The sequence below is a fragment of the Okeania sp. SIO3I5 genome (assembly GCF_010672085.1).
Classification (GTDB): domain Bacteria; phylum Cyanobacteriota; class Cyanobacteriia; order Cyanobacteriales; family Microcoleaceae; genus Trichodesmium.
Window position 1 is genome coordinate 1 of record NZ_JAAHHT010000031.1, and the last position, 11,976, is coordinate 11,976.

The following is an 11,976-nucleotide window of genomic DNA, read 5'->3' on the forward strand; positions in this document are numbered from 1 at the left end:
TGCGGAAATTTTACATCCCGAATTGTTTAATTTTGGTTATCAAGGGATAGGTTGGGAGCAGTTAATAATTAATAATTAATAATTACCTAAAAATTGAAAAATTAAGGTATAAAGTCTCCCCTTTTAAGGGGATAAAAAAAGAGAATATTCCTTACGTAAAGCCTCATTATTGCAGAGGTACTGATAACTGGGAACTGATAACTGATAACTGAAATTACCTTTTCTCCCATATATAAATTCTGATTTGGTTAAAATTTAATCCCACCAATAAGAAATAACAACAGCATCTCGTTGGTAAGGTTTATTTTCACTCATTAATCCTTCTGTTAATCGAGCTTTAAGACACCGTTGAAGTCGGAAAGCATATTCTTCATTTATACCATCAATAATATCTACAGCATCAGCACGCCATTTTTTCCCCAAGTCTAAAAGTGACGATACTATTGTTGCTTGATTTTCAGTAAGAATATAAAGTGTATCAGCAGGATAATATACAAACTGAATTATATTTTCACGTGACATAGGGCGATAGTTAGCCATTGCTAAAAGTGTATCGATTAAACCACTAAAACTCAAGCCATTTTCATCGGGAGCAAAAATCGGTTTTGTGAATAAAAAACTTGCCCATAAAGTAGAATTTTTTTGCAAATCTCTAATTACTTCTTCTCCATAAAATTGATTAAACTGACGTTGCCAAACAAGTGCAGCAAAAAGTTCTTGTGGGGAATAAGATTTGGCAATGAATTGGATTTTTTCGATTTGTAACATAAATTTTTATGAGTTAAATTACTTGGTTGAAGAACTTAATTTTTTTATTTTATCTCATATCAAAACCTTGATAAGACAATAGTTTCGGGTAATTATATCATGTCCGGTAGCATCGTTTGTGTATAGAGTTAAGTCACAACTGGAAGAAACCCTCCTGACTCCTGTACGGACGTTGCATAACAAAAATGCGTTTCATGTCGCGCAGCGAAACGTCCCTACCTCCTGACTCCTCCCTCCTTATTTATAATTATTCAACCGGACATGATATTATTTGAGATTTGAAGTTGGAAACTATTTGTGATACCAATTCTCCATGAAGTTGCGCTTAATAAAAGATAACAGATATTAGTAAAATTCAAGTCTGGGGAAGAATTATTAAGCGCATTGTTACAGAGAAATGGTATGACAACTGATAACTGATAACTGAAATGACATACCTACAGTGAATTGCTATGAGTGTGCACAGATTTCATTCTAAATTCTGTAGGTGGTAAACTTCATAGTGGTACTTAAATATTTTCTGCTCAGAAAAATGCCTCAAAGTCTATCTAAATAAGGGAATTACGTCAATGCCCTAAAAATGTCTAGAACCGTTGGTAATTCAAGATTTATGCCTTTTTGACGTAAAAGCCTCTGCCTGTCTATATTTGAGCCTGTTTTTTGGGTTGATTTTGTTTAAGTCCCGATAGTAGTTATACCATTTCTCATGCATGAATGCTATATATGATTGGGTAGAGAAGTGTGGGAGGTGTGGGAGGTGTGGGGAGAGGAAAAGTAGGAAAAGTATATACTAACTTACCTTAAATTGTCAAAAACATACTTTAAATCTTGGTAAATATTTAATTATTGAAGTGTAGCTGAAGTATAGCATTACTTTTGGTAATTGGTATTATACCCTGGATAAATTCTAAATTCTAAATTCTAAATTCTAAACTCTCTAGGTGGTAAACTTCATAGTAGTTATACCCTGGATAAATTCTAAATTCTAAATTCTGTATGTATAACCAACAAACAAAACAAAGAAGTCAACCTAGAAAAATTTCAGACCTTGAGTTAATAAATATCTGGTTACAACAAATTCCTCCTATAGAGCAATCTTCTCATTTATATATAGCTCAAATGTTTCTGAATTTTGTCAGAAAACCACTAGAAAAAGTAACTTCAGCAGATATTATAGCATTTGCAAATGTGCGGAGTGTTGATTCTCACCATAGGGAATCTGATGAACAAAAACGACTAGAAACTATTAATTCTCTACTCAAATTTTGTCAGCAAACTGGTATACTTCCTACTACTCAAAAACAACCTACTACTCAAAAAAAAACATTGTCTGTGATGACTACAAACTTTAAAAAATCAGCTTCCTCTGAAGACAAAATTAAGAATTACCGCACTACTCGAAAAATGCAGAAAAAGCCCTTAAATTGGTATAAATTATTGAACCTACAACTAGCTTCCTTCCTATTAATTATTTTCGTATTATTTATGGCAATCTCACAACTATTTCGACAAGTGGGTAGGAGTGCAAATGGCGATGAAAATGAGTCAGTAACATCAGCAGTTATGCCTAAAATCGATCCAACTAAAAATTGGGCTTATCCAGTCAATGTTCCCAGAATCAGAGCTTTTCTGGATACAATCTCTGTCACAGAAGGGACAACAGGGCCTCAAGGTTATTATCGTCAATATACAGGTAGTCATTTTTCTAGTTTTGAAGACCATCCGAGAGAACTAAAATGTGCCCTTAGCAATGGCAAGGAACTTTGTTCTGATGCGGCAGGTAGATATCAGTTTTTGAGTACCTCCTGGGATAGGTTTGCTCCTGTAGTTGAGGCTAAGAATTTTAGTCCTATCTATCAAGATCGTATAGCTATAGAATTGATTCGAGAGAAAAATGCTCTGAAAGATATTGAAGAAGGGAGAATAGAAGAAGCTTTTAGAAAGTTATATATGGTCTGGCCTTCATTTGGGGAAACGGAAATAGATGTGGAACGACTTATGCCTAAACTTGTAGCAACTTATGAAGAAAAATTGGCTCTATATAAATCAAATAGGGAGTAGGGAATAGGGAAGTTCAGCAATTAACAATTAATAATGAGCAATTAATGTAAGTATTCAGCTATTAGCAGTCAGCAAGAGCGCAAATAATGAATAATTCTTTCTCTGGTTAAAAGAGTATATTGTAGTAGTAACTTTGAGTTCTCCTTGAAGACTAATTTCTGCTTCCAAGATAATGAGATAATGAGATAATGAGTTAATAAATTATAGCTGATAGCTGATAACTTACAGCTAAATACTTACCAATTAATAATGCAAGAATTCTTTGATTATTAATTATTAATTATTCGGTAAAGTAGGGATTTTGCATACAATTTCCCTACAAGGTTATCATTTTTTTAAACTGATTTTGTATTAAGAAAAAAATTATGTTATGTCCTATTTGCGGTGCAGAATATGTTGAAACAGTGCCAGAGTATTGCTCTATTTGTGGCTGGAATTTAACGTCTGAAGCGGCTTTTTTTGCTACAGCAGAAATTTACCAACAAAAAGAACAAGCAAAATTAAACTGGGCGAGAAAAATGTGGCAAATTGTACAAGCTGCAGAAATTTCTAGTGATCAGAATAGCAATTCTGGTTTACCAACTGCACCTGCGGATGGGGTAAATGACAATCAAAATTATAGAGACTTAAAAAAGCAACTGGATGAAATACAAGCTCAGTTACATCAGGCAACAATAGAACGCTTTCAACTTAACTCTCAACTACAATGGGTACTTTATCATCTGGAACAACTTAACCCGGAGACGTTGGCAGAAACTCTATATAATATTAATGAAAAGTTGAATGCTATGCCAACTCCGGAACCACCAATGTCGGAAGTGGGAATAGATTATAATCCGCTGATTAATCTTTTGGCTGCTGGAAAATGGCGAAAAGCGGATGAACTTACCTGGGAGTTGTTGCTGCAAGTTACTCTCAGGGAGGAGGAAGGTTGGCTACAGTTGACAGATATTGAGAATTTTCCTTGCACAGACATTTGTACTATTGATTGGCTTTGGGAATATTATAGTCATGGGTTGTTTGGCTTGAATGTGCAACAACGTATATGGGAAAGTGCGAGTGGGGAATATGGAGAATTTTGCGATCGCTTGGGATGGCGAGATGGAGAAAATTGGAAATATTATGATGAATTGTCTTTTAATTTGGAAGCTCCGGAAGGTCACTTACCGATAATTATCTGGCGCCGACGTGCTTGTTATGGGGTAGGACAAATGATGGCAGCGGAAACTTTTTTGGCTTTGAAAGCGCGACTAACAATTTGTGGTGGTAGTAGATAATAGATAAATGATAGCTGAAATGATAAGGTAGATAGCTCACTCCTGGAATAAAATTATCCGGTTTTTAGAGTTAGGTCATTGTAAATATTAGGTATTGACAAACCATTACTCTATAAATTAAGGGAAAAATCAAATGTCTGAAAAATTTTCTCATGGTTATGCTTTACTCATTGGTGTGGGAGAATCTGCATATCCACGTTTATCTTTACCTGTTACTGTTAAAGATACTCAAGCTATTTATGCTGCGCTGGTTGACCCTAAATTATGTGGTTATCCAGAAGGCAATATTCGAGTATTAAATGACAAAGATGCAACACGGGACAATATTTTAGAGGGGTTAAAATGGTTAAAAGAGCAAGCAGAAGCAGATCCTAAAGCTACGATATTTATATACTACTCTGGACATGGTGATTTGAATGTGGCAGATAACCAATACTATTTGTTGCCCCATGATATTGATCCACGAGATATTCCAAATTCAGCACTTGGGGCTGACAGTTTTATTGAAGCTTTACGAAAAATTACGGCAGAAAAACTCCTAGTTGTTATTGATAGTTGTCACGCTGCAGGAATGGCTACTTCAAAAGATCCGGCAGATATTTTAAGTGCGGATAAAGCAATGTTAGAAAAGTTAAAGGGATTAAAAGCAGTTTCTCTAGAGCCAAGTTTGCTGAAAAAATTTATGGAAAGTAAAGGTCGTGTGGTATTAGCTTCTTCTCGTGGGGAACAGAAATCTTGGATACGCTCGGATAAAAAGTTAAGTATCTATACTCACCATTTTCTAGAGGCTTTGCATGGAGCTAGTAATAAACCGGGTGATACAGAAGTTACAGTCTCTAATCTTATTCAACATTTGGGTAAAGCTGTTCCTAATAGTGCAATGGAACAGTATAAACAAGAGCAAATTCCTATTGCTGATATGACCAATGCTGAAGATTTTGTAATTGCTAAACTTATGGGTGGAAAAGGTTTACCAAATAAAGGGTGGTCAGAGATTCAACCTCAAGCAACTCAAAAAATTAACAAAATTGCTGATAATATTGAGCAACATGGCAAATTTATTATCAATATTGATAAAGCAAGAAATATGCACATCGGTGATGTTATTCAAAAATAATGGTGCTGCCTATTTATATCATGTCCGCTGGTATCGTTTGTGTAAAACAAAGGGTGAATATCTACAGGAAATTTTAAGTTGTTTCGGGGTTAATACCCTTAATTCCAAGATAAATCAAGCCTTCATCCCAAATTTATGAATTCTTACCCTTTTACAATACCGATGCTACCGGACATGATATTACGGGGTGAATTATGGGTTGGAGAAAAAGAAAATAAAAGAGTTGATTTACTAACTTTTGTATAGGAATTTACCTTTTTCCAAAAAAATTTATCCCTTCATTTAGCAACACCAAAATAGTTGTTATAATTTGTCACAAAAAACTAATTAATAACAAAAAATTGATCCAATGATTACTACAGAGGAAATAAAGGCTATTCTTGGTAGAATTGCTGAAGACAAAGAAACGCCATCGGATCTGAAGCAGCTAAAAAAGGCTATTTCTAGCAATGAGAAAATGGAGTTTCAGCTAGGAGAAACCATTGTTAATGTCGGTAAAGGGCAAGGAATTCATATCGGCAATCAAGTTATTCAGCAATTTGATTTAGATACTATTCGAGAGATTCTCAAAGAGAAGAAAGCCAGTCAAACAACTAGAATGGGTTTTATTCTTATTGTTATGGTTCTATTGTTGGGTATGATCTATATTGTTTACATGGATCAAATAAAGGAACATGATCAACTTAACCCGCAACCATCTATCAATCAAACGCAGCCCAAAATCCCTAAGTATCCAAATGAATTTCCTGAGAATGCTACTTTATTAGTCACCAAACTTAATAATGCTCGACTACAAGGAGAAGAAGGCGATCGCCAAACTGGAAGCTTTTATTCCTATAACGTTTGGTTAGAAGATGTATCTCTAGAAAGTCCCCATGACTCTACTGAAAATAATCGCCATGTTCAACAATATACTATCATTGGAAAATGGAGTTCAAAAGTTTACAAAGAAATTAATACTTTTGGTTTAAGAGTCGATACACCTTGGGGAAGTAATAAAACACCGTATGGAAACTTTACAGTTAAATTTGAAATGATTAATGAACGAGTTACTAATATTCAACTTGATGTAGCTCGACATGATGATAGTGCAAATAATTATGCAGCAGAGAAAGCTAAACAGTTAATTCAGTCAAAAATAAGTGAGGTATTGCAAGTTTTTTAACTAGGACTTACGCAGAAACCGGGTTTATCAATTTCGCCGTTTGAAAGACAATGTTCGGGGCAATAAACCCGGTTTCTTATAGCAATTTGTTGAAGATCTGGAGGAGTTTAATCCCCCCAAACCCCCCTTTGAAAGGGGGGCTTAAGAATTGCTTTGTGTAGGTCTTATTAACTCTAATGATTGATGTTCTGCTAATAAATAATAGTTAGATAAAAAATGGCAATTTCTAATAATCCTAATGATATTATAAATCGCATTCAATCGGGTAATTGGAATAATTCTGACCTGGAATCTTTGCGTCAATTACTCCTAAATAATGATCAAGAAACTCTACAACAATTGGGGAAATTTAATGTTTCTATTGATGAAGGTAGAGAAATTCATATTGGCGATCGCTACTACCTCAACTGGAACAATGAAGCTATTCAAGCTGTTGTGGAAGTTCTTCGACAGGGGAAAGCTGTTGCTGTTTTTAATCCCACTGGAAAAGTTACTATCTACAACTACTACAATTATTATCGAGAGGAAACAACAACTGCCTCTGTTAATACCACAGAAGAAACTGATAATTTACCCTGTCCCTATCGAGGATTATTTAGTTTTGGTCCTGAAGATGCCGAATATTTCTTTGGGCGAGATGTATTTATTGAAGAACTTTATGAAGCTACTCAAACTAACAATTTTATTCCGGTTCTTGGTGCTTCTGGAAGTGGTAAGTCTTCTGTGATTTTTGCTGGATTAGTGCCGAGATTATTAACAGTAGGAAATTGGAAATTTACCCATTTTCGTCCGGGAACAGACCCTTTTCATGGTCTTGCTAAAGCATTAGTTCCGCTCTATGCGACAAATCTTGATGAAACTGACCGTATAGCTCAAGCTCGGAAATTAGCTGGTTATTTTCAAGATAATTCTGTTTTATTATCTGATGTTTTTGAGCAAATACAACATAATTATCCCCAAAGTCGGACTTTATTAATTGCTGACCAATTTGAGGAAATTTACTCTCTTTGTAGGGACGAACAAATCCGCCGGAATTTTCTGGATCTTCTCTTAAATACTTTTCAATCTTTACGGGAAAAATCTTCTTTATCTACTGTATTAGTTGCCACGATGCGGGCGGATTTTTTAGGGAATGTTTTGGCTTATCCACCATTAGCTGAGGTATTACGAAATGATGTTAAAATTCGTTCTATGAATTGGCAGGAATTGAGAGAAATTATTGAAAAACCAGCCGAAAAATTGGGGGTAAATTTTGAAGCAGGATTAGTTGAACGTATTCTCAAAGATGTTGATAAACAACCGGGCAATTTACCTTTATTAGAGTTTGCTTTAACTGAACTTTGGCAAAAACGTCTAGGTAAAATTTTAACCCATAATTCTTATGAGGAAATAGGAGAAGTTTCAGGGGCATTAACTCGTTATGCAGATGACAAGTTTGACAAACTTAATTCAGAAGAAAAAGAACGAGTCCGCCGAATTTTTATTCAGTTAGTGCAACCAGGGGAGGGAACAGAAGACACTCGCAGGGTTGCCACGAAGGCAGAATTAAATGAGAGCAACTGGGAGCTAGTCAGAAAATTAGCTGATGCACGGTTGGTTGTCACCAGTCGTGCTGTTATTGTCGGTGCCACGGAAAATAATTCTGAACAAGAAACGGTTGAGGTAGTCCATGAAGCTTTGGTTAAAAATTGGGGGCGGTTGAGAGAATGGATGGAAGTAGATCGAGAATTTAGGTCTTGGCAAGAACAATTGCGATCGGCGATGAGACAATGGGAAGCAAATGGTCGGGATCAGGATTTGTTGTGGCGCGGTGCAGCTCTGGCAAAAGCAGAAGAGGAGTTGCAGGAGCGATCGGAGGATTTGGGAGTTGAGAAATTATTTATTTTGGAGAGTGTTGGAGAGCGCGATCAACTTCAACAAGTGGAGGCGGAACGAAAGCGGCGAGATTTGGAAACTGCACAGCAATTAGCAAAAGCACAGGCAAAAGCTCTGGAAGAATCGAAAGCCAGGGAAGTACAACAAAAGCAAGCCAATAAAAAGCTGCTTGTAAGAGCAATATTTCTTGGTGTTGCATCTGTCATCGCGATTATTGCTGCTGGATTGGCGTGGAATCAGACAAAATTAGCCTGGAATCAGAGAAAATTAGCCCGGAATCAGAGAAAATTAGCCCGGAACCAGAAAAAAGAAGCACAACTGAATCTAGCAAATTCTCGCGCCCGAAATTCTATGTCTCTGTTGAGTCAAGGAAAAGATTTAGATGCTTTTTTGGAGGCTATTCGAGCAGGAAAAATCTTGCAAAAATACCAAGCAAAAGACCCACAGGTTTTAGGTGCCCTAATAGGCAATATTTATGAAGGCAGGGAGCGGGAGCGTTTGCAGGGACACGATAGCAAGGTCAAAAGCGTCAGTATCAGCAACGATGGCAAAACTATTGTTTCTGGCAGTTATGACAACACCATCAAAGTCTGGAATCTGGAAACGGGAGAGAAAATCCGCACTCTCACAGGACACGATGACGGGGTCAATAGCGTCAGTATCACTAAGGATGGTCAAACAATAGTTTCTGGCAGTGATGACAAAACTATCAAAGTCTGGAATCTGGAAACGGGAGAGGAAATCCGCACTCTCACAGGACACGATGCCTGGGTCAAGAGCGCCAGTATCACTAATGATGGCACAACCATTGTTTCTGGCAGTTATGACAACACCATCAAAGTCTGGAATCTGGAAACGGGAGAGAAAATCCGCACTCTCACAGGACACGATGACGGGGTCAATAGCGTCAGTATCACTAAGGATGGTCAAACAATAGTTTCTGGCAGTGATGACAAAACTATCAAAGTCTGGAATCTGGAAACGGGAGAGGAAATCCGCACTCTCACAGGACACGATGGCTGGGTCACAAGCGCCAGTATCACTAATGATGGCACAACCATTGTTTCTGGTAGTTATGACCAAACCATCAAAATCTGGAATCTGGAAACGGGAGAGGAAATCCGCACTCTCACAGGACACGATAGCTGGGTCAAGAGCGTCAGTATCAGTAATGATGGCAAAACCATTGTTTCTGGCAGTGATGACAGAAAGACCGATAATGACAGTGGGGGCCCTTTATTTGGTAAGATCATAAATTCAGACCAAACCATCAAAGTCTGGAATCTGAAAACGGGAGAGGAAATCCGCACTCTCACAGGACACGATAACAGGGTCAATAGTGTCAGTATCAGTAACGATAGCAAAACCATTGTTTCTGGCAGCGATGACAAGACCATCAAAGTCTGGAATCTGGAAATGGGAGCAGAAATCCGCACTCTCACAGGACACGATGGCAGTGTCACAAGCGTCAGTATCAGTAAGGATGGCAAAACCATTGTTTCTGGCAGCGATGACAAGACCATCAAAGTCTGGAATCTGAAAACGGGAGAGGAAATCGGCACTCTCACAGGACACGATGGCAGTGTCACAAGCGTCAGTATTAGTAACGATAGCAAAACCATTGTTTCTGGCAGTTTAGACAGAACTATCAAAGTCTGGAATCTGGAAATGGGAGCAGAAATCCGCACTCTCAAAGGACACGGTGGCAGTGTCACAAGCGTCAGTATCAGTAACGATAGCAAAACCATTGTTTCTGGCAGTAGTGACACCACCATCAAGGTCTGGAATCTCAAGGCGGGAACTGAGTTGTACACTCTCACGGGACATGATGAATTGGTCTGGGACGTCAGTATCAGCAATGATAGCAAAACCATTGTTTCTGGCAGTTTAGACAGAACTATCAAAGTCTGGAATCTGGAAACGGGAGAGAAAATCCGTACTCTCAAAGGACACGATGGCTGGGTCACAAGCGTCAGTATCAGTAAGGATGGCAAAACCATTGTTTCTGGCAGTTTAGACAGAACTATCAAAGTCTGGAATCTGGAAACGGGAGAGGAAATCCACACTCTCAAAGGACACGATAGCTTGGTCACAAGGGTCAGTATCAGTAACGATAGCAAAACCATTGTTTCTCGCAGTTTAGAAGGTGCAATCAAAGTCTGGAATCTCGAAGCGGGAGCCGAGAACCACACTCTCACAGGATACGATGGCTGGGTCACAAGCGTCAGTATCAGTAACGATAGCAAAACCATTGTTTCTGGCAGTTATGACAAAACCGTCAAAGTCTGGAATATAGACTTTGACTGGTTAATGGAACGTAGCTGCGACTGGGTGAGAAATTATTTGCAGCACAATCCCAACGTTACTGAAGAAGAGCGTCGTCTGTGTGATCTATAGCATTCAGCATTCAGCTAGGAGGAAAAATTATCCAAATTGAGGATAATTATAATCAACCACATTATCTATCTGGCGGGCTAAAGCAATACTACGAGAGCTTCTAATTATATCAAATCCGCTGGCTACGGTTCCCGATAAATCGGAGTGATATAATTCTACCATCAGTATTGGTGAAAACTCCAAGTTGGTGGAGGGTTTGGAGACCAAACCCCTACAGTCTTGAATTCTACCGAAAAACCAGCGCTCGCGAGAACTGCTGTAACTATTGTCCAATAGATAAATGAAAATCAGCGGTCGCGAAAACTGTTGTAACTATTGTCCAATAGATAAATCAAAATTAGCGCTCGCGAGAACTGCTGTAACTATTGTCCAATAGATAAATCAAAATCAATCTCGGAAAAATCAGCGCTCGCGAGAACTACTGTAACTATTGTCCAATAAATAAATCAAAATCAACGATCGCCAAAACTGCTGTAACTATTGTCCAATAGAGCCATAAAAATCAATCTCGAAAAAATCAATGATCGTGAACACTGCTGTAACTATTGTCCAATAGAGCCATAAAAATCAACCTGGGAAAAATCAATGATCGCGAAAACTGTTGTAACTATTGTCCAATAGATAAATCAAAATTAGCGCTCGCGAGAACTGCTGTAACTATTGTCCAATAGATAAATGAAAATCAGCGCTCGCGAGAACTGCTGTAACTATTGTCCAATAGATAAATAAAAATCAGCGCTCGTGAACACTGCTGTAACTATTGTCCAATAGATAAATAAAAATCAACCTGGGAAAAATCAGCGCTCGCGAACACTGCTGTAACTATTGTCCAATAGATAAATAAAAATCAATCTCGGAAAAATCAGCGCTCGCAAAAACTGCTGTAACTATTGTCCAATAGATAAATGAAAATCAGCGCTCGCGAACACTGCTGTAACTATTGTCCAATAGATAGATAAAAATCAATCTCGGAAAAATCAGCGCTCGCGAAAACTGTTGTAACTATTGTCCAATAGATAAATAAAAATCAACGCTCGCGAACACTGCTGTAACTATTGTCCAATAGAGCCATAAAAATCAATCTCGGAAAAATCAGCGATCGCCAAAACTGGTGTAACTATTGTCCAATAAAGCCATAAAAATCAATCTCGGAAAAATCAGCGATCGCGAACACTGCTGTAACTATTGTCCAATAGATCGACAGGACTTACGCAGAACCCCCATATCTAGTAAGGGCGAATGCCATTCGCCCCTACAGATCGCCTATATAGCAACCGCTATTCTTTCTTTCCTCCTGACTCCTGACTCCTGACTCC

General features: G+C 37.9%; 8 protein-coding genes. 6 read left to right on the forward strand and 2 right to left on the reverse strand.

Annotated features, from left to right (window positions below):
• Positions 1–255: 255 nt before the first annotated feature.
• A complete protein-coding gene (locus F6K40_RS09710) occupies positions 256–768 on the reverse strand; it encodes a hypothetical protein (protein ID WP_293134764.1) in 513 nt (170 codons plus the stop codon).
• A 996-nt stretch (positions 769–1,764) separates the two neighbouring features.
• Between F6K40_RS09710 and F6K40_RS09715 the strand changes: the two genes are divergently transcribed.
• From F6K40_RS09715 to F6K40_RS09735, 5 genes are all read left to right on the forward strand, one after another.
• Positions 1,765–2,829 carry a glycoside hydrolase family 24 protein gene (locus F6K40_RS09715; protein WP_293134766.1) on the forward strand — a complete coding sequence of 355 codons (1,065 nt, stop codon included), beginning with the start codon at positions 1,765–1,767 and terminating at the stop codon, positions 2,827–2,829.
• A gap of 365 nt (positions 2,830–3,194) precedes the next feature.
• Positions 3,195–4,106: a GUN4 domain-containing protein gene (locus F6K40_RS09720; RefSeq protein WP_293134768.1), complete on the forward strand. Its 912-nt coding sequence runs from the start codon at positions 3,195–3,197 to the stop codon at positions 4,104–4,106.
• 133 nt (positions 4,107–4,239) lie between these two features.
• Positions 4,240–5,223, forward strand: coding sequence for a caspase family protein (locus F6K40_RS09725; protein ID WP_293134770.1), 984 nt, complete (start codon positions 4,240–4,242; stop codon positions 5,221–5,223).
• Between the two features lie 349 nt (positions 5,224–5,572).
• Positions 5,573–6,388, forward strand: coding sequence for a hypothetical protein (locus tag F6K40_RS09730; protein WP_293134772.1), 816 nt, complete (start codon positions 5,573–5,575; stop codon positions 6,386–6,388).
• Positions 6,389–6,604: 216 nt separating this feature from the next.
• A complete protein-coding gene (locus F6K40_RS09735; RefSeq protein WP_293134774.1) occupies positions 6,605–10,660 on the forward strand; it encodes an nSTAND1 domain-containing NTPase in 4,056 nt (1,351 codons plus the stop codon).
• 27 nt (positions 10,661–10,687) lie between these two features.
• Here F6K40_RS09735 and F6K40_RS09740 read toward each other — a convergent pair whose 3' ends face one another.
• Entirely contained in the window at positions 10,688–10,867 is a 180-nt protein-coding gene (locus tag F6K40_RS09740; RefSeq protein ID WP_293134776.1) for a hypothetical protein, read from the reverse strand.
• A gap of 913 nt (positions 10,868–11,780) precedes the next feature.
• Between F6K40_RS09740 and F6K40_RS09745 the strand changes: the two genes are divergently transcribed.
• The gene (locus F6K40_RS09745; protein WP_293134778.1) at positions 11,781–11,972 is read left to right on the forward strand and encodes a hypothetical protein; all 192 of its coding nucleotides are present in this window, start codon (positions 11,781–11,783) and stop codon (positions 11,970–11,972) included.
• Positions 11,973–11,976 lie beyond the last annotated feature (4 nt).

What these genes read in the sequence shown, in the direction of transcription:
- F6K40_RS09710 (WP_293134764.1), bottom strand. Translation starts at nt 768, where the DNA reads ATGTTACAAATCGAAAAAATCCAATTCATTGCCAAATCTTATTCCCCA.
- F6K40_RS09730 (WP_293134772.1), top strand. Translation starts at nt 5,573, where the DNA reads ATGATTACTACAGAGGAAATAAAGGCTATTCTTGGTAGAATTGCTGAA.
- F6K40_RS09725 (WP_293134770.1), top strand. Translation starts at nt 4,240, where the DNA reads ATGTCTGAAAAATTTTCTCATGGTTATGCTTTACTCATTGGTGTGGGA.
- F6K40_RS09715 (WP_293134766.1), top strand. Translation starts at nt 1,765, where the DNA reads ATGTATAACCAACAAACAAAACAAAGAAGTCAACCTAGAAAAATTTCA.
- F6K40_RS09735 (WP_293134774.1), top strand. Translation starts at nt 6,605, where the DNA reads ATGGCAATTTCTAATAATCCTAATGATATTATAAATCGCATTCAATCG.
- F6K40_RS09720 (WP_293134768.1), top strand. Translation starts at nt 3,195, where the DNA reads ATGTTATGTCCTATTTGCGGTGCAGAATATGTTGAAACAGTGCCAGAG.